This window comes from Thermodesulfitimonas autotrophica, from assembly GCF_003815015.1.
GTDB lineage: Bacteria > Bacillota > Desulfotomaculia > Desulfotomaculales > Ammonificaceae > Thermodesulfitimonas > Thermodesulfitimonas autotrophica.
The window spans coordinates 37,304-61,904 of sequence record NZ_RKRE01000003.1 but is presented as its reverse complement, the minus strand read 5'-3'; the positions used below and the strand labels follow the sequence as shown (position 1 = coordinate 61,904).

Sequence of the window (24,601 nt, the reverse complement as noted above, 5' to 3'; positions counted from 1 at the left end):
ACCAAGATGTGTAAGGCAAAAGCTACCCTGATCCTCGTGGCAGCGCTGGCCTGTTGCCTCGCCTTCGCGGCGCCGGCATTTGCCTGGACTCACGGCCAGTTCTCAGCAACGACCGATGCCTGTGCTGGCTGCCACGTGGCGCACGCCGCCCAGGCTCTGAACCTGTTGAAAGCCGGCCCCACCCAGACAGAGTTCTGCTTCCTCTGCCATGGCGACGGTGGCACAAGCGCCCCGTACGACGTTAAGAACGGCTATACCGAGGTGACCGTCGGCACCGATACCTACCAGTATCCCTCCACGGGCGGTGGCTTTGACTACCAGCTCACCTTTACCGACAGCAACGATAACGGTCTCTTCGACCTCGGCGAGCCCACAGCTTCGGCGGCTATTACCTCGCGCCACACCGTCTGGGGCTACAACCATGATGATAAGAACACCGCCGGTTCCTGGGCCGGGGAAAGCGCCAAGATCTTCTCTGTGCCGGGCGGCACCAACACCTTCACCGGTAGCGGCTTCGTCTGCGGCTCCTGCCACGACCCGCACGACGGCGGTACCACCCCGGACACAAACGGGTACGTCAAAGGCAGCGCTACCAGCCCGAACCCGCGGCTGCTGCGCCGGACAATTACCGTGGGGACAGCAACTTACTCTGGCCTCTACGTCGAGTTCAAGCTTGACACGGTCGGAAAGTTCACCTACGGTAATCCGTCAGTTGATTCCGGCGTCTACCGGGTAAGCGAGTATATCGACGGCAGCACCGGCTGGTGCGGCGCGTGCCACAACAAGTTCAACATCGTCGACGCCGATGCTGGTAGCACCAAAGATGCGTGGGGCATGTACCGCCACGGGATGGACCTCCGGGCTACGCTACCCTCAGGGTCAAAGGGTACCATCGACGTCGGCACACCGCTCGAGAAGAACTACGATTACGCCGGTGGCTCCGATCCGCAGGTCGCTTGCTTGACCTGTCACAAGGCACACTCTACAACTGCGACCGTTGCCGGCTGGGCGTTAAGCTGGCCACGCTCGGAGGGCGGTACTAGCACCACCTCTGCGCTACTCAGAATGAACAACCGCGGCGTTTGCTACAACTGCCACGGCGCTGCCCAGTACAACACCAACTCGACTGTGGCTAATCCGTAACTACATTTCGCTTTCGGGGTGGCTAATACGCCACCCCGAAAGAAACTTTTGCAGAGTTCGCGTAACTTTATCATGCTACGATATCAAAACTGACTGGCTAAATTTTTATCCAGTTGTTTTTTTTACATCATTCCATACCATTTACTGTCACTTCTGTTACATTGTTGAAACTCGTCGAAACGTCTCTTGTCCTGTCGGATATTAAGTTAAAAACGTAGAAAGGAGGTGATTCAGGGAAGTGACACGGATCAAGCTTATTACCGTTACCGTAGCCGTCCTCGCAGCCGCCCTGGCCTTTGCTGCGCCTGCCTTCGCCTGGACTCACGGCCAGTTCTCGGCAACGACCGATGCCTGCGCCGGCTGCCACGTGGCGCACGCCGCCCAAGCCCCGAACCTGTTGAAAGCCGGCCCCACCCAGACGGAGTTCTGCTTCCTCTGCCATGGCGACGGTGGTACAAGCGCCCCGTACGACGTTAAGAACGGCTACACCGAGGTGACCGTCGGCACCGATACCTACCAGTATCCCTCCACGGGCGGTGGCTTTGACTACCAGCTCACCTTTACCGACAGCAACGATAACGGTCTCTTCGACCTCGGCGAGCCCACAGCTTCGGCGGCTATTACCTCGCGCCACACCGTCTGGGGCTACAACCATGATGATAAGAACACCGCCGGTTCCTGGGCCGGGGAAAGCGCCAAGATCTTCTCTGTGCCGGGCGGCACCAACACCTTCACCGGTAGCGGCTTCGTCTGCGGCTCCTGCCATGACCCGCATGATGGGGGCGCCGTTCCGGACGCGAGCGGTTACATCACCGGCAGCGCTTCGAGCCCCAACCCGCGGCTGCTGCGTCGGACCATCACTGTAGGTAATGCCACCTACAGCAACCTTTACATGAAGTTCAAGTTCCAAACCGTCGGTACCTTTACCTACGGCAATCCCGCCGTGGCCTCCGGGGTTTACCGGGTAGTCGAGTACCTCTGCGATTACGGTGTCACCCAGGCGACCACGTACGGGAGCTCGGTCTGGTGCGGTGCCTGTCATAACAAGTTCAACCCACGCTACTGGACAGGTGCTGGTCTTAACTTCTTTGGCACCATGAAGCGCCACCCGGTTTACGGCCATGCCGTGCTGCCGACCGGAGCCAACGGCACCCTCGATACTGGAACGCCACTTGAAACCGACACCTATCCGATTGGCCCGGTTATTTCCCATTACGTCGGTTGTCTTACTTGTCACCGGGCACACTCAACGACAGCCACCGTAGCAGGCTGGGCATCCAACTGGCCCCGGGATGCAGGCGGCACAAGCAGCACCTCGGCGCTCTTGCGGATGAATAACCGGGGTATCTGTTACAATTGCCACGGCGCAGCCAAGTATAACTGCATCAATGATACCCGTATCATTTACGGAACAAACGGAACGTGTACTTCGTGCCACCAGTAACTTCAGTAAATATCTTGGCCGGGTGGGAAAAATCAGAAAAATTACTAAGAGAACCAACTGAGGTATTAAGCGAACGAGCAAGACTAAAATTTATAGCGACCAAATTAATTAAGTCGCAGCGGGAAGGCACGGCAAAATTGAAAGTATTCATGGTGCCTTCCCGCATATCAACTTTAACCAGTAGCCAATTTGGTATATGTCCCATAGCAGCCATTAATATCCTGGCAGATATGAGAGCTTAAGAAGGAAATCTCCGCAGCAGTGCCGAACGTTTAAATGTTTAGCTCTTAAACCCAACGTGGCAAAGCAAACCGAAAAAGGAGCCTGGTTGTGGCGCGGCAAACCCGGAAATTCAGTAACGTTTTATTGGCCGTTGTTTTCGTGGCAGCTCTTATTGCCGGAATCTCAGTCTGGAAAACGCGGGGGCCGCAAAAAGAGCTAACCCTCACGAAAGAAAACCTGCCCGATGGAGTGGTCCAGGTCCTTGGCGGCAGGCCGGAGAAGCCGCTCACCCTGCCACTTGATGTGGCCGTAGCCCCGGACGGGCGGATCTTCGTGGCCGATGCGGGGAACAACGCGGTGCAGACCTTCTACCCCTGGGGGCGGCCGCGGGGCCTCTTCGGGAAGGGAAAGATAGACTTCGTTTATCCGAACACGGTAGCCATCGACCAGGACGGCCAGCTCTACGTTGGCGAGTTCAATACGGGTCGGATCCGTGTTTTCAGCCCGAAAGGTGAGCTTAAACTAACCATTAACCGCCGGACCGCCGGCGTGCCCGTACAGCCGCTCGACCTGGCGGTGGGAAACGACGGGCGGATTTACGTGGCCGACCGGCAGGGTGCGATCCTCATTCTCGACAAAAACGGCAGGCTCCTACGCCAGATCAGCCTGGTCCCGGCTAACCCGCGGACGCTCTCTTTCCCGAACGGCATCGCGGTGGATGCTGACGGCCGGTTTCTCGTGGCGGACAGCGGCAACCGCCGGCTGCTTCTGTTCGCCCCCGACGGAAAGCTCCTCCGGGTCCTCGAAAGCGCTATCCTTACCCACCCGCGGGGATGCGCCTTCTGGGGCAAAAATTATATTGTTGTAGCTGACCCTTTCGCGGGTCAGCTCGTGGTATTAAACTATAATGGGAGGATAATTAAGAGTCTGAACGCGGAAAGCGAGCCGGGCCTTGCCGGGATTGTCCCGAACGGCCTGACGGTTTACGAGGATAGAATCTACGCCGCCGACCGGGCCCACAACGTGGTGCTCGTCTTTGGCCGCCGGCAGGAGTAAGGCAGGGAGGAAAGAATATGCCGGGAGAGAAAAGGCTTCTGCTCACCGTGATGGCGGTAGCTATTGCGATAGCGGTAACCATCTTAGGAGGCCGATATCTGGGCATAGCCATTGGTAACGCGGTAGAAGAGTCCGCACCAGAAACCGCTGTGACCTCCCAGCCCTTAGCAAGTGACGCCGGCGCGTCTCCGGCCGATACCGGCACAGGGCCGTCTTTCGCTCCCTCACCCGTTGACACCGAGCCGCCCGCGCCCCCGACCGGGCTTACGGTTACGGACCCCGGCACGGGCGACCGTTTGCTCCTCCAGTGGAATGCCAATGCCGAGCCCGACCTCCTCGGCTACCGGATCTACCGCGCGGTGAGCAACGGTGTTTACGCGCCTCCAGACGACGCTTACCAGCGCCTCGGCACCGCAATGGTCGATACCATTGATCCTTTTTTCACTGACAATACAGTTAGCCGTGATGTCTACTATTTTTACCGTATCACCGCGGTTGACCAGTCAGGAAACGAGTCCCTGCCGTCGAACCCGTCCTCGACCTTCGCCACCGATATAACGCCACCGGCTAAGCCGGCAGGATTCAAGGTGAAGGAGCTTGATACCGGCCACGACGTAGAGCTGAGCTGGCAGGCCAATACCGAGTCCGACCTCGCCGGTTACCAGCTTTACCGGGCCACCAGCCCCGCGGGCCCCTTTGCACTGGTCAAGATCCTGGGCCGGGGCGAAACCGCCTTCCACGACACCGACCTTACGCAGGGCCAGTGGTATTACTACTACCTGGTGGCTGCCGATGAAAAAGGTAACGCCTCCCAGCCAACGGATGTGGTTTCGGTGCAGCCGCGCCAGGCCGTGCGGGCGGAGTTTAACCAGGAGAACGCGGTGCTCCCCGCCACCATTTTCATCGAACCTGATTGCTCAGCCCTCTTCCTGAACGTTCCGGGGGACCGCATCCGGGTCCGCGCCCGCGCCGTCGACGAAAAGGGCGAGCCGGTGCCGCTTACCGGCACCATCCGCTTTGCCACGGCCTTCGGCGAGTTCCGCGACCCGGTCGTCACCGGTGACGGAACGGCTGAAGCCACCCTTACAGCCGACCGCCACGGCAGCGGCGAAATCGCGGTGGAGTACTACCCGCCGGGGGCCGATATTCCTGCGGTCGTGGATACCACCACCGTGCGCGCCCTCGAGTGGTACGTCTCCCTCAGCGCCTCCGGAAATCGCACGGTTACGGGCGGTAACGATATCGAACTCACCGCCACGGTAACCGACCAGAACGGGCGGCCGGTAACCGACTGGCAGGCTCGGATCGCTTTTGAAACGGTTGACACGCCTACTTTTAAACTCTTTAAAGATAAAGATCACCCAGGCCGCTGGCAGGGGGCCGCCCACGCTAACGTTATGAGTCGGGGGTGCGCCATGGGGGTTTCTGCCGGCCGCGTGGAAGAAAACGGGGAGTTAAAAGCGCTCTGGGTAGCCAGCACCACCCCAGGAACAACTCGGGTGCAGGCGGTGCTCTACTACGACGACCTGCGGGGGCCAGAGTGCCCGCCAAAGCGAGTTTGCTCCTCCGGCACCTGCACCATCGAAGTAGTGCCGGGACCCGCACGCTACGTCGGCTTTGAGCCCGCTACAGTGAAAACCGGCCGCGAGCAGCGCGTGACCGTCCAGGCATTTGACGCCTTCGGTAACCCAACCACAGACTACGGCGACCTCAAAATCTGGGTGCGGGTCCCCGCGGGCGTTGCGGCGGCTTTCTCCCCCGACAACGGCGAAACGTGGTGCAGTGGCGAAACCTGGGTGGAAGTCAGACCCGGTGACCGCCTGTTAGTTAAAAGCCCGAAAAAGGAGCTGCCCGCCGACGGTTGTATCCTGGTGACGCGTGCGGAAGGCGCCACCCTTGACCCGCCGCCCGGCGTGCCGCAGGTGAACCTGCCGCTGCGGGCAGAGTTTAGCAAAAATAGAGGGGAGCGGTAGTTCCTGCGAGCTATTATCCAAAGAGGCTTTTGTCGGCTAAGCTTAAAGAGAGGTTTATTTGGGCGCTAACTGGTGAACCAAATTTCTGAATTAGACGCTGCTTTACGAAAACAGAAATCGCTGGCCAGGGAAAGTCTTGGTCGTAGAAAGCCGGGGGCAAATTTGCTTGCCCGGCGCTAAATCTTTGATGCTTTGGTCTTTTTGTGAGGTGGGTTTCCTTGTTGCGCTTTAAGGGTTTCCCCTTGCTTCTATTCCTTCTATCTGCTTTTCTGGGCAGTAGTATGGCTTACCAATCGGTGCCGGCAGCGGCCTACGACAACCCGCACGGGCCCTACGATAACTTCCCTGCGGGCTGCGCCGCCTGCCACGTCGCCCACGCCGCAACTGGCCCTAACCTTCTATCCCGGGCGGCGACAAACACGACTGCGCTTTGTCTTACCTGCCACGACGGCACCGGCAGTGTTTTTAACGTGGTCTACGTTACGACTAACCAGGAGGTCTACGGGCTTGGCTTCTACGATACCGCAGCCATGCACTTTCACCCGGTCCGCGATATGGGAAACCCGCTGATTGGCCAGTCAATCGGCTGCACCGACTGTCACAACCCGCACGGCGATATGTCCGTGCCGGGCCAGGTATACGCGCGGCTCTTAAGCGCCTTCGACGGCACCACCAGACAGCACCAGGGGCCGAACTTCTGCCTCGCCTGCCACGGCAGCGTTGACCGGGGCTTCCCGAGTGTTGAGGACCCCGCGGTGAGCTACTGGGTTTATACGCTGGGTAACCACGAAAATAGCCGGGCAGCACACTACGATACCTCAAAGGCCGCGCTACGACCTGCATCGGGGACGCAAGTTACGTGTGTGATGTGTCACAACAAACACGCCGCCCGCTACGCGCGGCTTCTGCCGGAGCAAGGCGCTGATCTTTGCTTTAAGTGCCACAATAGCGCCACTAACTCCTTGCACCACCGAAACATCAAAGAGGAGTTTTCTGTAACCCGGGCCTCCTACCACGACATCTACGGTGCAAAAACCGGCGCGGTTCTTAGTTGCTCAAGCTGCCACGGGCCGCATACCGCGGTTGCCGCGCCGCTTGTTGCAGGCGGTGGGCCGTCGCTGCTCGCTGACCCGACCAATACCAAGGCCGCTTTCTCAGGAACCACCGGTACCGGCGATAACGGCGTTCCTTATACCGTGGGCACGGTCACCGATTTCTGCATCAAGTGCCATAATCCTACGCCACCTACAGCCACGGCAAGCACTACTACTTTCGTCCCGCTAACCATCAAATTCCCATCCTACACGCCAACCACCAACGCGAGCGGCTGGAATAAGAGCGGGTACTACGACAGCGCGCACCATAAAGCCAGGCTGTTGTGCACCGACTGCCACCAGAGCCACGGCTCGGACTACCCACTGCTGCAGCGGTATCCGGAAGATGACCCGAACACCGACGGCGAGTGCCTGCGCTGCCATAACAGCAGTAAGGTCCTCGGCGCGCCCGACATCAAGAGCGACCTCCTGCTCGCAGCCGCGAGCCACCCAACCCTTACCGTTACGGGAGCGCACCAAAATACCGAGGACTACACCAAGCTGCAAAAGCGCCACGCGGAGTGCGCCGACTGCCACGACGTCCACGTGGCAACAAAAGACAACGCGATTAAAGGCGTCTCGGGGGCAATTCCGGACTACACCAAAGCCTCTTTGTGGAGCATCCCGAACTCTTACACCTTCACGAAGGAGATAACCCACGAGTACGAACTCTGTTTTAAGTGCCACAGCTTCTTCAGCTACGGGAGCACGCCGCCCACTTCACCTAGCGGCGGGTTTACGGAGACCGACCCGAGCGTGGAGTTCAACCCAAACAACCCGAGCTACCACGCCGTAATCGGTGAAAGCAAGATAGCCACGTACCAGTACGGGGGTCAGACCTATTATTACGGCAAGCTCACCGGTGGCTGGAGCGCCACCAGCCCGATGAAGTGCACCGACTGCCACGGCAGCCCGAGCGGTGTCCGGGGGCCGCACGGCTCGCCGAACGCTTTCATCCTCAAGGCGCCGTGGGATCCGAATACCGATGATAGCGGCAAATACGGAACTGGTGGTGGTTTGGTTAGCGGCGGCACCAGCAGTCACGTGTGCTTCAAATGCCATGACTACGATTTCTACGCCAAGGAGACATATGGTAACAACGAACAATACCGGTCCAAATTTTCTTCTTACCTATCAAAGGACGGGTGCAACTGCGGTTATAAATACAACCTCCACGCCCTCCACGTTGGTAAAAAAGGATACGGCTGCGCCTGCTGCCACGGCGCGATACCGCACGGTTACAAAAACCGAGGGATTTTAGTGGAAAAGGACGACCCGGCGCCTTACTCTTACGGCTCGAAGCTCGATATCCTGACCCAGACCTTACCAGATCCAGGGGAGTGGAAGAAGGACGACTGTGCCCACGGGATGACCGGCAGCCCCTGCCACGGAGGAATGTAGAGGAATGTAACTAATCTTCTCTTCGTATCAGGCCGGCGCGAACTTTTGCCGGCCTTTTCATTTAAGGGGGTACAACCAATAAATCACGCGTAAAGCGCGAAGCCGAACTGCAACCCTTTGCTCTGTAACCGCGAAGGTGAGGGGCACCAGGCAAAGAAAAGGTGGGGAGCGTCCAGGGTCCAGGCCGGTTCAGAAACGCGTAAACACTTCTACGATTCCCTAAAATCTCTTGTAACTTGGTATACCTTAGATAGAGATAAAGTAAAATTTACCCGCTACGGAAGGAAAAAGGTAATTCGTGTCGAATTATAGCAGAACTGCCTAAGGTAACCTGGTCAGGAGGGCATAAAAAATGCGGCGTCTGACAGCTTTCGCTTGCTTTATCTTCTGCTGCGGCCTGCTTCTTGGGAGCTCGCTTTCCGGCTCGGTGGTCGCCCAGGCTTACGAGAGCCCGCACGGGCCTTACGCCAATTTCCCGGCTGGCTGCGCCGCCTGCCACGTCGCCCACGCCGCCATTGGCCCCAACCTGATGCTCAAGACGAATATTACCGCGCTTTGCCTTACCTGTCACGACGGCACGGCCAGTGTCTTCAACGTCGTTTACGTCCCCGAACTGGACATTTACGGCACCGGCGTCACCCGCGCCGTTTACGGCTTTGGCTTCGGCACCACCTCCGGCGCCGTTTACTTCCACCCGGTGCGGGATACCGACAACTCCTTAGTCGGGCAGGTTCTTGAGTGTATCGATTGTCACAACCCGCACGGCGATATGTCGGTGCCCGGCGCCGTTTACCCGCGGCTCCTCAACAGCTTCGACGGTACCACCCGTTACTATCAGGGACCTAATTTCTGCCTCGCCTGCCACGGCAGCGTCGACCGCGGCTTCCCCAGCGTGGAGGACCCCGCAGTAAGCTACTGGGTTTATACCTTAGGCAACCATAAAAACAGCTTCGCCGCCCACTACAACACGAGCAAAGCGGCGCTGCAGCCGCCTTCCGGCACCTTAGTCACCTGCGCCACTTGCCACTACAAGCACGCCTCGGACCTGCGGCGCCTTCTGGCCGGACAGGAGGAGAACCTCTGCTTCAAGTGTCATAACACCACGGCCAACTCGATGAGCGGGCGAAACATCCAGGCCGAGTTCCAGAAGGCTTCCCACCACGATATCTTTGGGACTACGGGTGCCAAGGTCGAGTGCTCGAGTTGCCACGGACCGCACACCGTCGGCGCAGCTACCCTGACCGACGCGACTACCACTTATTCGCAGGTTTCCAACCCCCATAATACCAAGTCGGTGATGGGCCGGGTTTACGCGCTCCAGGATAACGGTATCGGCAACACGGTAGGCACCTTTACCGACTTCTGCCTCGCGTGCCACGACAACAGCCCGCCAACAGCGAAAGCAAGCACCACCGAGTTTGTGCCTTACACTATCGTCTTCCCGAACACGAACTTCACCACCAATTCCAGCGGCTGGAATAAAACAAACTACCCCACCAGCGCCCACGGCACGAAACCGCTCCTCTGCACCGATTGCCACAACAGCCACGGCTCGGACTACCCGCTGCTGCAGAAGTACCCGGAGGACACCCAGACCGCCGACGGCGAGTGCCTCTGGTGCCATAAAGCCGGGAACACGTGGGGCGCGCCCGACATCCGCACCGCCGTCAGCACGGCCAACGCCTCCTACCACCCGACGCTGGTTTACGCCGGCCGTCACAGCGATACTGAAAGTTATAGCAACGTGCCGCTTACCAACCGCCACGCCGAGTGCGCCGACTGCCACGACGTCCACCAGGCGACCGGCGGCACTGGTACCGCCCCTGCCGCCCAGCCGGCGATTCGGGGCGTTTCCGGCGTGGCGCCGAGCTTCACCAGCGCTTGGACCACAGCCTCCAGTTATACCTTCAAGAAGCCGATTGACTACGAATACGAGCTCTGCTTCAAGTGCCATTCGCCGTATAGTTACAGCACAACGCCGCCCAACCCGACGCCGAGCAGCACCTCCCAAGTTCTGGGGGGCTTCGCGCAGACAGATCTGACGAAGGAGTTCAACCCGTACAACCCAAGCTACCACGCGGTAGTGGGCGGCAGCCAGATTCCTACCTTTACGGATAGTACGGGCGCAACCCATTACTACGGAAAATTCGTCGCCCCGTGGACGGCTACCAGCCGCCTTTACTGCGCCGACTGCCACACCACCAGCCTTGCCGCCGGGAAAGGACCGCACGGCTCGGGTTACGGCTTCATCCTGCCCAAGCCATGGAACCCGATCACCAGCGGCGGCTACTACGGCACCGGGGGGTACTACGCCGGCGATACCAGCGGCCATCTCTGCTTCAGCTGTCACGACTACGCCTTCTACAGCAACAACGTGGCTGGCGGCGGCGGCGGCAGCGACACCGTGCGCTCGGCGTTTTCGTACCCCACCGTGACCCAAACGAAGAAAGGGGTCACGGTGTACGCCGGCTCCGCCGAGAGCTACAACTACCACAGCATCCACTCCAACCTCGGCTGTGCCTCTTGCCACAGCGCCATCCCCCACGGTTACTTCCGGCGGGGCCTGCTCGTGCTGCCCACCGACGCCAGCCCCTACAATTTAGGCGCCCAGATTAATAAATCATCCCTCACGCCGCCGGCGCCGGGCACCTGGGACTGCAGCTACTGCCACTAAAAATACTTTCCCCAGCCAGGGGCAAAAGGGGCTGCCCCGCTCAACTTTCGGGACAGCCCCCCTCTATTTTTCCTTCCTTGAATTCCGCAATTCCGCCGGCGGTCGTCTGCAGATCATAATAACCAACCATACAAAAAATCAATCTCGGTCTTTCTTTTGTCCTGCCCGGGCCTACCGCTCGTATGAGGCTACCAGGATGATCCCCGCTTCTTTCGCCACCGCTTCGGCCGACGGGTGAACAAGGAACCCGAACATCACCTTGACCACCTCCGTCTTGACTTGCGGCATAACCTGCGCGAGCAGCCGCACAAAACCTTTTACTTCCCGGGCGTAAATACGGTGTTTCACTTCCCCGAGCACGGTAACCTTCGTCCCGTTGCGCTGGCCGACGCCGTACAAGTCCACTTCGTATTCCGCGCCGTTGACGGTAAAATGCTTGCGCCGAAGCCTTTCCACCCGGACGCATAGGTGCCGCTCCAAATAACCCGGCAGCACCACGCGGGCAATATCCTCCAGGGTAAAGCCAAATCTATCCGAAAGGCGGCCTACTTCGCGCCGGGTCTGCCTAAGGGCTACCCATAGATCCGCCACCACCTGTTCGGTGCGCCGCTGCGCCTCCGCCAGTTCCCTCAACTCCTGCCGCGTTTCCTTCTGCGCCTCGGCTAACTCCGCCAACGCCCGGTCAAGCCGCCCTACCTCCTGCCGCGTCTCCTTCTGCGCCTCGGCTAACTCCGCCAACGCCCGGTCAAGCCGCCCTACCTCCTGCCGCGTCTCCTTCTGCGCCTCGGCTAACTCCGCCAACGCCCGGTCAAGCCGCCCTACCTCCTGCCGCGTCTCCTTCTGCGCCTCGGCCAGCTCCTCTACCCGCTGCTCCGTCCGTTTCTGCGCCTCGGCTAGCTCCGCCAACGCCCGGTCGAGCCGGTCGAAACGTTCTTCATGACGCGCCGCCGTCTCTTCAACTTTTTCTCTTAACCGGTCGAAATCCTCGCGGGTGACTTTGATTTCCTTCATCCGGTCATCCACAATCTGGATGATCGCCCGGTAAACCTCTGGTGGAAGCCCCTTAAACTCAACGGACACCTTCTCTCACCCCTTTTCTCCCCCATCATAACATGGCCCTTCTTTTTGGAGCAAGAAAGCCTTTAATACTAAAAGTTTCATTTGACTTCCCTACCGAAAAGAATTAAACTGATAAAATAAAAGCTTTTCGGTAAAATTCGGGTCTCCAAAAAAGCAGCGGACCAAACAATGAGGTGGGTAAAAATTTTCACGGCGCTAAAAAACCATTTCACTTCTATCCGGGCCGTGCTTACGGTCCTCGCCTTTCTCGGCATCGCCTCCGCCATCGGTACCCTTATCCCGCAGAACGAAGAAAACCTGCTCGTTTATACGGAGCGGTACGGGCCTAACCTGGGCCGCCTGCTCATCGCCACTGGGCTTACCCACGTTTTCCGCTCCTGGTGGTTTATTGCCGCCGAAATTTGGTTAGTTATCAGCCTCTTGGTCTGCACTTACTACCGGGGCCAGTTCGCCTTGCGCCTCAGCCGCCGGGACGCCAAACGAGGGCTTGGCGCATGGGGCTTAACCATCCTTCACGTTAGCCTGATTCTCATCCTTGTTACCCTGATGGCGACACCCCGGGTTAGCAAAGAACAAAGAGTGGCCGGCGCCCCAGGCCAAATCATGGCGCTTACCGCTCATGGTGTCCCTTTTGACCTGCAGATAAAAGATTTCCAAATCGATTATTACCCGGACGGCACGCCCAAGCAGTTCCGCACGCAGTGCGCCGTCCTGGAAAACGGCCGCGCAGTCCGGGAAGACACCATTTCCGTCAACCACCCGCTACGGTACCGGGGGGCGAAAATTTACCAGATGGATTACGGCTGGTTTCTGCGCGGCCTTCTGACCACCGGTGGGCAGACGTCACCCTTCGAAGTCGTGGCCGACCGAAACCCCTATCCCATAGACCGCCAGCACCTGCTGCTCGCCGTATTCTACCCGGATTTCGCTTACGATCAGAACGGGAACCCGGTCAGCCAGTCCCAGCAACCACGAAACCCTTACGTCCTCTACGTCCTTTACGAGTACGAAAGGCCGGTTAAAATGGGCATCGTGCGCGTAGGCCAGAAGGAGGATGTCCCCGGCGGCAATATCACCTTTAGCGGCTACGCCCTTTACACCGGCCTTTTAGTGAAACGGAACCCGGCCTTACCCTATACCTTCGCCGGTTTCGCCCTGGCTACTGCCGGCGTTATCGCCTACCTTATCTTCAACCCGCGCCGGCGTAAGCCAACGCAAACCGAAAACGGCGGCGAGCCAGAAGCCTAACCCAAATTGTGCTCTATTGAAAGGAGTGCTTGCCCAGTGTATACTATCGAAAGCAATTTCTTTACGCTCGCCTTCATCGCCTACGTTCTTTCGCTAGCGGCCTTCTTCTCCTTTTTTTGGACCCGGAGCGAACGTTCTGCCAAACTCGGCTATCTTTTAACCGCCGCCGGCCTGCTCCTTCAGTTGGTTAGTCTCACCGCCAGGAGCATTGCGGCCGGGCGCTGGCCCTTTGCCAACCTTTACGAGTTCATCAGCCTCATGACCTTCGGCATCGCCGCCGGAACCCTTATCGTCGGGCTCCGCTACCGCATCACCGCAACGGGGATTTTTGCCACCCCGTTGCTCGCGGGGCTTATGGCCTACGCTTTCTCCATTAAAAAGGCCCCGGAGGCCCTGGTACCGGCGCTGCAAAGCTACTGGCTCCAGTTCCACGTTGCCACGGCCATCCTGGCCTACGGCGCCTTCGCCCTTTCCTGCGCCTTAGGCGCGATGTACCTGGTGAAGGACCGGCCCGGCGCGCCGGAAACGGGGCTACGGGCGCTGATTCCCGAAACCGGCTGCCTCGAACGCCTGATTTACGGGACGATCGCCTTCGGCTTCGCCTTCCAAACCCTCCTCATCATTACCGGCGCGGTATGGGCGGAAGAGGCTTGGGGCGCCTGGTGGAGCTGGGACCCGATGGAAACATGGGCGCTCATCACGTGGATCGTCTACGCCTTCTACCTGCACGGCTGGACGCGGGGCTCCTGGCGGGGGCGGCGGGGCGCTTGGCTCGCCCTTATCGGTTTTATCGCCGTTCTTTTCACTCTGATCGGCGTGAAGTACCTGATGAGCGGTCTACACAGCTATAAATAATCAGGCCGTGAGAACCCCCGGTTTTATCCCGGCCTACTTTTAAAAAACGCTGGCCCCGGCTGCAGAGATTAGCCCTGCGCCGGGGCCACGTTTTAAAACGGCAAACTTCGCGTTCTAAACTCAAGCTATCCCGCTACGCCTATCTCTTCATCGGTCAGGTAGCAACCCGGGTCAGGCGCCCAAAAATCGTTGTGCACCGCCTCCGCCCGCGCCCGGAAGTTGCCGTTGCAGATTTCGAGCCAGCGGCAGGCGCCGCAACGCCCCTTTAAGAGCGGTTTGCGGTTGCGAAGCTGGTTTAAAAGCTCATTCTGCGGGTCGTACCAAATCTCCCCGAACTTCCGCTCCCGCACGTTGCCGAGGGGGTGGTTTTGGGTGAACTGGTCGGGATAAACGTTTCCGAACCAGTCTACCGCCCCGATACCGCTGCCGCTCCGGTTGCCGCCGGTCCGCGCAAGCCACGCGTAAACCTCTTCCGCCCGTGCCGGATTCGTCTGGCGCAGCTTCAGGTAGATGTAAACCGCGTCCGCGTGGTTATCAACGGTGAGAATCTCTTTTCCCAGCCCCCGCCGGACAAAGTCCGCCGTCCGCTCGATGATGAGGTCCACAACTTTACGCTTCGTCGCCGGGTCCAGGTCCTCTTCGCGCAGGTTTCTGCCGCGACCAACCGTCACGAGGTGATAGAAACAGACCCGGTTTATCTCTTCCTGTTCCACCAGGTCGAAAATCGCCGCGACATCCTGGTAATTTTCCCTGGTAATCGTAAACCGCAGCCCGACGCGCTGCCCTACCGCCACACAGTTCTTGATGCCCGTAAGCGCGAGCTTATAGGCCCCTTTCACCGCCCGCATCCGGTCGTTAAGCTCCTCCAGCCCGTCAAGGCTGATACCAACGTAGCCGACACCGGCTTCTTTGATCCTCTGGGCGACCTCGCGCGTGATGAGCGTCCCGTTAGTCGAGATGACGGGCCGGATACCACGCTCCCGCGCGTAGTTTACCAGTTCAAAAAAGTCAGGCCGCAGCAGCGGCTCCCCGCCCGAGAAAAGCAGTACCGGGACATTCGCCTCCGCCAACCCGTCGATGAAGCGCTGCGCCTCCGCCGTTGTGAGCTCCCCTTCCGCCGGCCCCGGCGTAGCGCTCGCGTAACAGTGCCGGCAGCGGAGGTTGCACGCCCGGGTTGAGTTCCAGACTACCACCGGGCCAACGGGGCGCTCCCGAAAGTGGTAGCGCAACGCGTCCCCCACTTCTTCCTGGCCCGAAAGCATCTTCGAAATACTAAGCACGCTCTACCTCCTCATTAAGTCACCGTCACTTTTTTATATCACCGGCCCGCCAGGTTCGTCAATACAGAAATGACCACCAAAAAGGGGCTCAACCGCAAACCCGAAGCGCGCTTCACCAGCCCGTCAAAGGCTAACGAAGCGGAAGTCCCGTACCTTGTTACTCCAGAGTCGGCGTTAAGGCCGGATTAGGAATTTTAATCCGCCTGCATAAGAATTTTTTCGAATAAAGAGAAGGAATTGGCGCCTGGGTTGTAGAATTTATCCTCCACAAACTCCAGCAATTCCGGAGCGGGAAGGAGGTGAATACGTGAAACGCTCCTCCACTGAGTGGCGTAGAGGCGTATCACCGGGTATCATCCTCGCGGTCCTGCTCGTTTTGCTCATGGTAGCCCTCTCCGGCTGCGGCGAAAAACAGGCCGCCACCGAAACCGCCAAGCCCGAAGCCACCCAGGGCGAGAAAGCCCAGCCTGCATCGGCTAAGCTTGCCGACATTGAATGCGCTCAGTGTCACGAAATGCTGCCGGAGGTCGTCACCTGGATGACCTCTTCCCACAGCAAGATTGCCTGTACCAAGTGCCACACCAATTACGACCAGAAGAAGGCGCAGATGCAGGCGGCCCACGACGCGGGCAATATCCCGCGGCCGATCAGGGCTACGGAGAAGATCCCGGGCGATACCTGCAAACAGTGTCACTCCTCTAACCGGGCCTTCTCCTTACCGGGCGACCTCATTGTGCCGCACGAACTTCACGACAAGGCGCGCGTTGGCTGCACCGACTGCCACTTCCAGGTGGTCCACGCGGCGATCGCCGAGCGGAACGTGATCGCGCGGCCCGGCTTCACGAACTATGCCGACTGGACACCGCAAAGTGTCGAACGGGTGGCCACCATCCCGGCGCGGCAGCCGACGATGTGGGTCTGCCTCGACTGTCACAAGACCGCGAAGCCTAACACCCCGTGTAAGGCTTGTCACAGCGACCCGCAGAACTGGAGCGCGCCTTACCACGACCGGCCAGATTTCCTTTCCATCCACGGCAAGGAAGGCCGCAAGAATGTTGACCTCTGCGCGCGTTGCCACGCTAACCGCGAGGGCATGAAGTTTGCTGAGTCCGGAACCGGCGACAAGATCATCGACTTCGAGCGGGCCACGCCGCTCTGCTACGACTGCCACATGAAGCGGCCGGCTTTCCACGGCAGCAACTTCATGTCGCAGCACGCGAATGCCGCGAAGACGAAGGGCTTGCTTAACTGCTTCGCGTGCCACAGTATCGAACCGCCGAAGCCTGGGCAGAACGTCACGGGCACCTATTGCAACAACTGCCACTGGTTCCCGGTAAAGAAAACCGAAGTTCCCGCTCAGCAACAGCAACAGCAGAAACAACAGCAATAATAAAGCCGGGGACCAATAAAGAAATCCCAGGTGGAGCAAAAGCAACACAGAGTACAAGTTGCGCGCGAAAGGGGTGCCTTTTAGAAAAGGCGCCCCTTTTATTTCCGGTCACTTTCTTTTCGCGATAGTCCGTCTCGCCAGAAGGGCATACCGTAGCCCGCTCCCTCATATCTTGTTACCGAAGGGAGGGATCGGGGGTGCGTAAGAGCAAAGAACTCCTCGGCATGCCGGTGGTGAGCCTGGAAGAAGGCCTCCGGGTGGGCCGGGTAACCGGCCTGGTGGTCGATCCCGCAGCGAAAACCGTCGCCGCGCTCATCGTTGAAAAAGGCGGCCTTTTCCGGGAACAGCGCTTTATCCCCTTCCCGCAAGTTTACAGCATCGGCGCTAATGCCGTTACCCTGCACCGTTCCCAACAGGCGGCCAAAGGTGCCAGTCTCCCGGAGATTCTCCGCCTTTTCAAAGAAAAGATTGCGGTAACCGGCGCCAAGGTCGTGGCCGAGAACGGCGCCATCCTCGGTCACGTAACCGAGTACTTCGTCGATACGGTAACCGGCGCCATCACCGGGCTCGAAATCGCTCCCGCAAAACCGGCCTTCGTTCAGGGAGTGGCCCATCTTGATAGCGCCTTTATCCGGACCATCGGCAAGGAAATCATTGTGGTTACGGATGAGGCAAGCCGATCACTGACTCCGGTTGACGGGGGTCTAAAAAAACGGGCCAGCCAGACCTGGGAAGAAGTAAAGAGTAAAAGCCAGCAGTTTAGTGAAAGCATCAGCACAAAAATAAAAAACCTCCGCCATTCGGCCCACAGGCCCAGCGAAGGTGAAAATTCGGCCGAACCGGCGGCGAAACCGCCCGGCGACAATCAATCAAAGAGCTTCGATACGGAAAGGTCCTCGTGAATCCGGATAATCGCTTCGCCGAGAAGGGGCGCCACAGAAACGACCGTTATCTTGTCAAGCATCTTTTCTGGCGGAACGGGAATGGTGTTGGTCACCAGGATCTCTTTAATGGCCGGCGTGCTAAGGCGTTCGACCGCGGTCCCGGAAAAAACCGGGTGGGTGCAGAGCACGTAAACCTCGCGGGCGCCCCAGTCGCAAAGAGCTTGGGCACCCTTCGTAATCGTTCCGGCGGTATCGATAATGTCGTCCACCATCACCGCCGTTTTACCCTTAATGGGGCCGATGATGTTCATCACTTCCGCCTCGTTAGGCTCAGGGCGCCGCTTGTCAATCACCGCCAGCGGCGCACCCATCCTTTTGGCGAGTTCGCGGGCCCGGACCACCCCGCCGACGTCCGGCGCCACCACCACAATATCCTCAAGCCCCCGCCGCATCAGATGCTGTGCCAGCATGGGGCCGGCGGGCAGGTGGTCAACCGGAATGTCGAAAAAGCCCTGGATCTGCCCCGCGTGAAGGTCCACCGTTAGTACCCGGCGGGCACCCGCCGAGGTGATGAGGTTGGCAACCAGCTTCGCCGTAATCGGTTCCCGCCCCCTGGTCTTCCTGTCCTGACGCGCGTAGCCGTAATAAGGAATAACCGCCGTTATTCGCCGGGCGGAAGCGCGCCGCAGGGCGTCAATCATAATGAGTAACTCCATCAGGTTCTCATTAACCGGCCAGCAGGTGGGCTGGATAACGAACGCATCTGTTCCCCGCACATTCTCGTTAATCCGGACCCAGATTTCCCCATCAGAAAAGCGCCCCACCGCCGAATCCCCTAAGGGCACTCCCAGGTAGTTGCAGATTTCCTCCGCCAATTTCTGATTGGCGTTCCCCGAAAAGATACGCATATTCTTATGGCGGGAAAGCATGGGTACGCTACCTCACTCTCTTCCTTTCTTTTTCACCCAGTCAGGAATATTCCGCTGCCGGCTCCGGGCAATCCCCAGCGCCCCGGCAGGGACGTCTCTGGTAATGGTCGAACCCGCCCCGATATAGGCCCCCTTGCCTACCCGAACAGGGGCCACAAGATTGGTGTTAGACCCGATGAAGGCCCCGTCCTCAATCACCGTCGGCCATTTCCGCCGGCCGTCGTAATTGCAGGTAATGGTCCCCGCGCCTACATTTACCGAGCGGCCGATTTCCGCATCACCGATATAACTCAAGTGCGGGACTTTACTCCCTTCCCCGATAACCGACTTTTTCACCTCAACAAAACCGCCAACCTTCGCCCCCGGACCGACAACGGTACCCGGGCGGAGGTAAGTAAAAGGACCTACTGTCGCGCCGCTCGCTACTGTTGCCCCTAAAACCACCGCGTTATGCACCGCCACCTTATCCCCTAGCCGGGAATCGGTTATCCGCGTCCAGGGACCGATACAGCATTCGGAGCCGATCACCGTCCCCCCCTCAAGGAAAGTGAAGGGGTAAATGATGGTATCTGGCCCCACAACCACACCCGGGTGGACGTACGTAGCCCGCGGGTCCACCACCGTAACGCCCGCATCCATCAATCTCTCCACCACCCGCCGTCGGATAACTTCCTCTGCCACGGCGAGCTGGCGCCGGTCGTTCACCCCCAAAAACTCCGCCGCGTCCGGAGCCTCCCAGGCAGCAACAGGGACCCCCTCCTCCCGTAAGAGCCGGATGGCGTCAGGGAGATAGTACTCCTTCTGAGAGTTATCCGGAGAAATCCGCTTTAGAACGGAAAAAATGGCCGGCTTAAAACAGTAGATACCGGTATTAACCTCGCTAACTGACAGTTCTTCTTCCGTAGCGTCGCGGTGCTCCACAATACGCAAAACATTGCCGTCCTGGTCCCGGATCACCCGGCCATAGCCTGCCGGGTCCGCAAAGCGAGCCGTAAGCACCGCCGCCGGTGCCCCCTGAGCCCGGTAATAAGTATAAAAATCCCGGAGCGTCTCCCCCCGCAGGAGAGGAGCATCCCCGGGCAAGACGATAATATCCCCCTCGTAAGTTTTCAGTGCCTCCTCGGCCTGCAGCAATGCGTGGGCCGTACCAAGCTGCTCTTCCTGAAGCACCACTTCCGCCCTTCCGCCTACTGCCGCGACAACCTCTGCCGCGCCGTGACCGGCAACCACAATAATCTTTTCCGCTCCCGCCCCGGCAGCCGCGTCGAGCACAAAAGAAAGCATCGGCCGACCGGCCACCGGATGAAGCACTTTGGCCTTGCGTGACTTCATCCGGGTCCCTTTCCCGGCCGCCAAGATAACCGCCGCTAAACCCACGCCGACCTGTCTCCTTAAGATTAACCTGTCTTTTAAAGATTCTATGCCTCGCGCCCCGGAAACCCTACTGCTGCAGCGCGCTGTTATAGGCGCTCAAAACCGCTTCTTCAAGCTGGCGGCGCGCATCGGGAGTTATCGGGTGGGCTACATCCCGGAAATCGCCGTTGGGCCGGCGCCGGCTCGGCATCGCTACGAAAAGCCCGCTCTTCCCTTCCACCACCTTGATATCGTGAACGACAAAAGCATCGTCGAAAGTAACCGAAACCACCGCTTTCATTCTGCCTTCGTTAAGTACTTTGCGCACTTTTACGTCCGTGATCTGCATGCCCTTTCCTCCTCGAAAGCTTAACCACTACACCAAAAATTTCGCCAAACCTCTGAAGATTCCTCTCAAGCCTTAGCGAAAAATATCTTTAAATTTTATTATCCCGCAAACAGGAGCCTAAAATAGCCGAAAAATATCGTTTGCCACTTGTTTAACCACTAAACCTATTTTACTATTTAAGCTAACAGGAGGCACAAGCCTTGAATCTCAACTGGCTAAAAACCTTCACCACCGTCGCCGCAACCCGTTCCTTTTCCCGCACGGCCCGGGAGCTTAACCTGACCCAGCCGGCCGTTTCCAAACATATTGCGGCGCTCGAAGCCTTCTACGGCGTCAAGTTGGTTCACCGGTCGCGCCGAGCAGTGACCCTTACCGAAGCGGGCACCGCCCTGGTCCCCCTGGCCCAAAAGATCCTTTCCGCCGTCACCGAAGCCGCCCAAGAAATGGACTCTTTCGTAAATAGCGTAAAAGGAACCCTCGCCATCGGCGCCAGCACCATTCCGGGGCATTATGTGCTTCCCCAGATCATCCGCCGCTTCCGGGAAGAATACCCCGAGGTAAAGATTAACTTGGAGATCGCTGACACCGGGAAGATCATTGAACGGATCGTAGCGGGGGAACTCCCCCTGGGTGCCGTTGGGGCGATCAAAACCGCCCCGCTGCTCGCGGCTATCCCCTTCGCCCAAGACGAACTGGTGCTGATCATCCCGCCCGGCCACCCGTTAGCCAACCGGAAAATCATTACCACCGCGGCCTTAGCCGGGCAAGAGTTTATCCGGCGCGAAAGCACCTCCGGCACCCGCTACGAGCTTGAAAAGCGGTTGCGAAGCGCGGGGGTTGATCCCGAAAACCTCCGGGTGGTCGCTGAATTCGGCAGCACAGAAGCAGTGCTGGCGGCCGTAGAGGCAGGATTAGGACTCTCCTTCGTCTCCCGCCGGGCAGCCGAAAACAGGGCCAAAAGTGGCCGGCTGGTGATGCGCCGCCTTCAGGGGTTATCCTTGAAGCGGACCCTTTACCTCGTCTACCCCCGAAACCGCTGCCTCTCCCGGCCGGTTAAAGCCTTTATCAATTTCGTTACCCAAAAACCGTCTTAATTTCTGCATCTCACCCCTGTTACTCTTTTAGAAAGAATGCGGTAGCTTCTTTCTCTTGCGCCATCCGGTCCTTGCCCTTCCACGTTTTTATAACTTTTTTTCATAACACTGATAGCCAAGTATAAGAGGAAAGTTAAAAACGCTATGGAATTAAATTTATTACGTTAATTCCTATTGGACTTCAAAATGTGGAGGGAAAGGGGCCGGTGCCCCCCGCGGGCCGCAAACCCGTTGGCCGGTCCGGACGACCGGGGTTGGGTTCGACTCCCACTTCCCTCCTCCAAATAGAATGCTCCACCACCCCGCCCGGCCAGGAGCCGCGGCCGGCAAGTAGTTGCATCCCAAACGCCGCAAGATCCTCCGCGGCGCCCCGTTTGACAAACAATCAATGTGCTGATATGCTATGAGTGGCACAAAAAGCGGAACGGGGCAAAACGTTGCCGGCAACTTTTACTGGGGGGAGAAAGAGTGCCAATCTTTGAATTTCGCTGCCTCGCGTGTGGGAACCTTTTTGAGAAACTTTTCCTTGACACCAAAGAAGAAGTGGAAATCAAGTGCCCCGGGTGCGGTTCAGAAGCCTTCGAACGGGTAATCAGTAAGACTAACTACGTGATGGGTCTCGGCAAAGGCGCCGACAAGCCAAAACTGACGAGCAAATCCTGTAGCCCGGGAAGCAGTTGCTGGACCCTTGAGTTGCCAGGGTACGGTGATTAGGCGTTATGAGCTACCAGCCACTCCGCAAAGAAGTCACCAGGGAAGCGGTTTGCCCCTTTTGTGGCCTCGCCATTGAAAGACCGAAGGAATTGGCCGGAGAAAGAGTGCGCGAGATGCCCCTCGGGCAGTGTTCGGGTTGCGGCGCCGTTTACGCCTACGACGCTACGGGACACAACCTCGGGGCCGCCTTTAGCGAAGCCCTTGTCTTTGCTTGCAATGACGACTGGGGGCTCGCTTGGAACCTCCTTCCCGACGAAGACTACCTCCAAGCGGTCGTCGAGCGGTACGACCTCGAAACCCACCGCATCATTCCCAACGGTGCCCTTGGTGACAGGCGAGTGAGAGGCGCCCTTTTCTTCGTTAGGCTGCAGGAAGACATCCAGGAACTAACCCGGAACGCCGTGCAGCAAAAGCTGCGGGCAGCCCGACCCGCATCCCCGAAGCCAGCCGCTCCCGAACCACCGCCAGCAGAAATAGCCGCCGGGCCTCTTTCCAAGAAAGAGGTCGAGGCGTTAGTGGCTAACTACCAGCTGGATCCGGTTATCGCGGCGGCCCGCCACGACCGGAAAATAATGCGGCACCTGCAGCGCCTTCTCTGTGCCGGCGACGAACTGGTCCGCCTGCGGGCTGCCGAAGCTCTGGGTAAAGTAGCCGGGGAGCTGGTTACAACCGACCCGGCGGCGGTGGTTTCCGTCTTCCAGGGTCTTTTCAACCACTTCGCCGATTCGAGCGCTTCCAACTGGGGGAGCGTGGATGCCATCGGCGAAGTTATCGCGAACGCACCAGACCTTTTTGCCGGCTACATTGCAAAACTTTTTCCCCTCTTAACCGAGGAGTCGGTGCGACCCGCCGCCGTTAAAGCCTTGGCCCGCATCGCTGCAGTCCGGCCTGACGCCGTTCGCCGGCGCATCTTCTTCCCTCTCCTGCCTTTCGTCCAGGATAAGAACCCCCTGACGAGGGGCTATACAGCCCTGCTTCTCGGCCGGCTGGGCGGACCGGAAGCACGGCAACTCTTAGAAATGCTCCGGAACGATACGACACCGATTGGGGTTTACGAAGAGGGCAGGATCGTCACGAAGACCGTGGGCCAGATAGCAAACGAGGCCCTAGCTACTCTCCCCTGACAAGTGCTTCGACCGGTGTTTGCAAAGCCTTGGCAACCGAGATGAGCAGCGAAGCCCGCTCCGCTGCGTCGGGCTGCTTAGCCTTCGTAAGCAACAGCGCCGATAAACGGCAAAGCTCCCGGTATGCAGCATCCAGATTGAAAGTAGGATACTCTTTGCCTCTTTCGAAGCCCGCCTTCCAGCAGACCTGCGCTCTGCCCCGCACGGCCACCGGAATCCCGTAAACCCGGCAGGTGACCGGCCGGTGCGGGTAAAGCGCACATTCATCCTTGGCGTTGAGGAGGGGACACCTCACCCGCTGCCGCGATAGGGCGTAAGCCTGCATCACGGGATCATCGGTATAGTAGTTAAGTTTCTTTTGCACCAGGCGGATTTCTTCCTCTGCCTGCTCCGCCCGCCGGAGGATCTCCTCCTGCTCCCCGGCAGGAAGCCTTTCAAAGTGGCTTCTGATATAGGCCGCCTCGACTAAAAAAAGGCCGAAGACTGCGTGGCAGCAATCAGCACAGCCGTGCGCACACTTAACCGCCGCTCCGTAGTCGCGCTGCATCTTCGCAAAAGCCGCATCGGCAGCAGCGCTTATCTCTTCGTACGCCGCAAACAGTTCTTCAAACACCACTTCCATCCTCTCGTACCGGACGGTAAGGCTCGATTTCCCTCAAGAACTCCGGATGCACCGGAAAACCGTATTTTACCGCCAGATCTACATGCTCAACCGCCTTCGCATAATCCTCCTTCATGTAGTACGCGCAGGCTAAATTGTTATGCCCCAGACCGAAGTTAGGCGCCATGGCCACTAACTTCTCGCCGATCTCAATCGCCTTGTCCACATCGCCCTTCTGCAGGTAGGCGCTCACGAGGTTGGCCCAGGCCTGGACGATCTGGGGGTTGAGCTCGATCGCCTTCTCAAGCGCCGCGATCGCCTCGTCCGTCCGGGCCATTTGCAGGTAAGCAAAACCAAGGTTAGCATAACCCCGGGCGTACCGGGGTTCAATCTCGATTGCGCGCTGGTTGGCCAGCGCTACCCGCTCTAAGTCACCCCATTTAAAATAGATGTAACCAAGATTTACAAATGCCTCAAACATCCGGCCGCCGCTTTCAATGGCCTCTTCAAAGTAGTCGGCAGCCTCGTCAAGACGGCCTTCCTCCATGGCTTTAACGCCCAAATTGTAAAGCGCCGTAGAACACTCGGGGTTCTCGCGCAGCAGCCTTTTTTGCTCCTCGATAAAGGTTTCCGCGTCTTTGGGCGTTACCACAAATAATCACCCCTTCCCACATCTTTCCCCTCTTGCTGATT

Annotated in this window: 20 protein-coding genes and 1 tRNA gene; 14 read left to right on the top strand and 7 right to left on the bottom strand. The window is 58.6% G+C overall.

The window, feature by feature from the left end; all coding sequences use genetic code 11:
• Positions 1-6 precede the first annotated feature (6 nt).
• The 6 genes from EDD75_RS07725 (at position 7) to EDD75_RS07700 (ending at position 11,007) form a co-directional block, all read left to right on the top strand.
• Positions 7-1,143: a cytochrome c3 family protein gene (locus tag EDD75_RS07725; RefSeq protein ID WP_123930648.1), complete on the top strand. Its 1,137-nt coding sequence runs from the start codon at positions 7-9 to the stop codon at positions 1,141-1,143.
• A 238-nt stretch (positions 1,144-1,381) separates the two neighbouring features.
• Complete coding sequence (locus EDD75_RS07720) at positions 1,382-2,587, top strand: cytochrome c3 family protein (protein WP_123930645.1); 1,206 nt, start codon at positions 1,382-1,384, stop codon at positions 2,585-2,587.
• Between the two features lie 330 nt (positions 2,588-2,917).
• The gene (locus EDD75_RS07715) at positions 2,918-3,865 is read left to right on the top strand and encodes an NHL repeat-containing protein (protein ID WP_123930641.1); all 948 of its coding nucleotides are present in this window, start codon (positions 2,918-2,920) and stop codon (positions 3,863-3,865) included.
• A gap of 17 nt (positions 3,866-3,882) precedes the next feature.
• Positions 3,883-5,838 (top strand): fibronectin type III domain-containing protein, encoded by a 1,956-nt coding sequence (locus EDD75_RS07710; RefSeq protein ID WP_123930638.1) that lies wholly within the window; start codon positions 3,883-3,885, stop codon positions 5,836-5,838.
• Positions 5,839-6,059: 221 nt separating this feature from the next.
• On the top strand, positions 6,060-8,333 hold the full coding sequence (locus EDD75_RS07705) for a cytochrome c3 family protein (protein ID WP_123930636.1): 2,274 nt from the start codon (positions 6,060-6,062) through the stop codon (positions 8,331-8,333).
• A 352-nt stretch (positions 8,334-8,685) separates the two neighbouring features.
• The gene (locus tag EDD75_RS07700; RefSeq protein WP_123930633.1) at positions 8,686-11,007 is read left to right on the top strand and encodes a cytochrome c3 family protein; all 2,322 of its coding nucleotides are present in this window, start codon (positions 8,686-8,688) and stop codon (positions 11,005-11,007) included.
• Positions 11,008-11,178: 171 nt separating this feature from the next.
• Here EDD75_RS07700 and EDD75_RS07695 read toward each other — a convergent pair whose 3' ends face one another.
• Entirely contained in the window at positions 11,179-12,087 is a 909-nt protein-coding gene (locus tag EDD75_RS07695) for a DUF3782 domain-containing protein (protein WP_123930630.1), read from the bottom strand.
• A 168-nt stretch (positions 12,088-12,255) separates the two neighbouring features.
• Between EDD75_RS07695 and EDD75_RS07690 the strand changes: the two genes are divergently transcribed.
• On the top strand, positions 12,256-13,335 hold the full coding sequence (locus tag EDD75_RS07690) for a cytochrome c biogenesis ResB family protein (protein ID WP_123930627.1): 1,080 nt from the start codon (positions 12,256-12,258) through the stop codon (positions 13,333-13,335).
• 36 nt (positions 13,336-13,371) lie between these two features.
• Positions 13,372-14,190 carry a c-type cytochrome biogenesis protein CcsB gene (ccsB, locus tag EDD75_RS07685; protein ID WP_123930624.1) on the top strand — a complete coding sequence of 273 codons (819 nt, stop codon included), beginning with the start codon at positions 13,372-13,374 and terminating at the stop codon, positions 14,188-14,190.
• A gap of 125 nt (positions 14,191-14,315) precedes the next feature.
• Here the strand turns inward: ccsB and EDD75_RS07680 are convergent, their stop codons facing one another.
• Positions 14,316-15,470: a radical SAM/SPASM domain-containing protein gene (locus tag EDD75_RS07680; protein ID WP_123930621.1), complete on the bottom strand. Its 1,155-nt coding sequence runs from the start codon at positions 15,468-15,470 to the stop codon at positions 14,316-14,318.
• 307 nt (positions 15,471-15,777) lie between these two features.
• On the opposite strand from EDD75_RS07680, the gene EDD75_RS07675 reads away from it, so the two are divergent.
• Both EDD75_RS07675 and EDD75_RS07670 read left to right on the top strand, forming a co-directional pair.
• A complete protein-coding gene (locus tag EDD75_RS07675) occupies positions 15,778-16,860 on the top strand; it encodes a hypothetical protein (protein ID WP_123930618.1) in 1,083 nt (360 codons plus the stop codon).
• A gap of 197 nt (positions 16,861-17,057) precedes the next feature.
• Positions 17,058-17,762, top strand: coding sequence for a PRC-barrel domain-containing protein (locus EDD75_RS07670; protein WP_123930615.1), 705 nt, complete (start codon positions 17,058-17,060; stop codon positions 17,760-17,762).
• Here the strand turns inward: EDD75_RS07670 and EDD75_RS07665 are convergent.
• From EDD75_RS07665 to spoVG, 3 genes are all read right to left on the bottom strand, one after another.
• Positions 17,726-18,673, bottom strand: a complete 948-nt coding sequence (locus tag EDD75_RS07665; RefSeq protein ID WP_123930612.1) for a ribose-phosphate diphosphokinase — start codon at positions 18,671-18,673, stop codon at positions 17,726-17,728. The two genes, EDD75_RS07670 and EDD75_RS07665, sit on opposite strands and share 37 nt — an antisense overlap.
• Positions 18,674-18,685: 12 nt before the next feature.
• Positions 18,686-20,050, bottom strand: coding sequence for a bifunctional UDP-N-acetylglucosamine diphosphorylase/glucosamine-1-phosphate N-acetyltransferase GlmU (gene glmU, locus EDD75_RS07660; protein ID WP_123930609.1), 1,365 nt, complete (start codon positions 20,048-20,050; stop codon positions 18,686-18,688).
• Positions 20,051-20,114: 64 nt separating this feature from the next.
• On the bottom strand, positions 20,115-20,375 hold the full coding sequence (gene spoVG / locus EDD75_RS07655) for a septation regulator SpoVG (protein WP_123930606.1): 261 nt from the start codon (positions 20,373-20,375) through the stop codon (positions 20,115-20,117).
• Positions 20,376-20,575: 200 nt separating this feature from the next.
• Here spoVG and EDD75_RS07650 point away from each other — a divergent pair, with 200 nt between their 5' ends.
• The 4 genes from EDD75_RS07650 to EDD75_RS07640 all read left to right on the top strand — a co-directional run bounded on the left by EDD75_RS07650 (position 20,576) and on the right by EDD75_RS07640 (position 23,307).
• Entirely contained in the window at positions 20,576-21,469 is an 894-nt protein-coding gene (locus EDD75_RS07650) for a selenium metabolism-associated LysR family transcriptional regulator (RefSeq protein WP_123930603.1), read from the top strand.
• Between the two features lie 190 nt (positions 21,470-21,659).
• Positions 21,660-21,752 (top strand) — tRNA-OTHER (locus EDD75_RS11220).
• Between the two features lie 185 nt (positions 21,753-21,937).
• Entirely contained in the window at positions 21,938-22,183 is a 246-nt protein-coding gene (locus EDD75_RS07645; protein ID WP_123930600.1) for an FmdB family zinc ribbon protein, read from the top strand.
• 5 nt (positions 22,184-22,188) lie between these two features.
• On the top strand, positions 22,189-23,307 hold the full coding sequence (locus EDD75_RS07640) for a DVU0298 family protein (RefSeq protein WP_123930598.1): 1,119 nt from the start codon (positions 22,189-22,191) through the stop codon (positions 23,305-23,307).
• On the opposite strand, the gene EDD75_RS07635 is transcribed toward EDD75_RS07640, so the two are convergent.
• Entirely contained in the window at positions 23,294-23,920 is a 627-nt protein-coding gene (locus tag EDD75_RS07635) for a YkgJ family cysteine cluster protein (RefSeq protein WP_123930595.1), read from the bottom strand. The genes EDD75_RS07640 and EDD75_RS07635 overlap by 14 nt on opposite strands.
• On the bottom strand, positions 23,913-24,560 hold the full coding sequence (locus tag EDD75_RS07630) for a tetratricopeptide repeat protein (protein ID WP_123930593.1): 648 nt from the start codon (positions 24,558-24,560) through the stop codon (positions 23,913-23,915). Before EDD75_RS07630 ends, EDD75_RS07635 begins: the two co-directional genes overlap by 8 nt.
• Between the last annotated feature and the right edge of the window lie 41 nt (positions 24,561-24,601).

Excerpts from the sequence above, each read along its gene's own strand:
- EDD75_RS07690 (WP_123930627.1), top strand. The coding sequence starts at position 12,256 with ATGAGGTGGGTAAAAATTTTCACGGCGCTAAAAAACCATTTCACTTCT.
- EDD75_RS07700 (WP_123930633.1), top strand. The coding sequence starts at position 8,686 with ATGCGGCGTCTGACAGCTTTCGCTTGCTTTATCTTCTGCTGCGGCCTG.
- EDD75_RS07710 (WP_123930638.1), top strand. The coding sequence starts at position 3,883 with ATGCCGGGAGAGAAAAGGCTTCTGCTCACCGTGATGGCGGTAGCTATT.
- EDD75_RS07640 (WP_123930598.1), top strand. The coding sequence starts at position 22,189 with ATGAGCTACCAGCCACTCCGCAAAGAAGTCACCAGGGAAGCGGTTTGC.
- spoVG (WP_123930606.1), bottom strand. The coding sequence starts at position 20,375 with ATGCAGATCACGGACGTAAAAGTGCGCAAAGTACTTAACGAAGGCAGA.
- EDD75_RS07725 (WP_123930648.1), top strand. The coding sequence starts at position 7 with ATGTGTAAGGCAAAAGCTACCCTGATCCTCGTGGCAGCGCTGGCCTGT.
- EDD75_RS07665 (WP_123930612.1), bottom strand. The coding sequence starts at position 18,673 with ATGCTTTCCCGCCATAAGAATATGCGTATCTTTTCGGGGAACGCCAAT.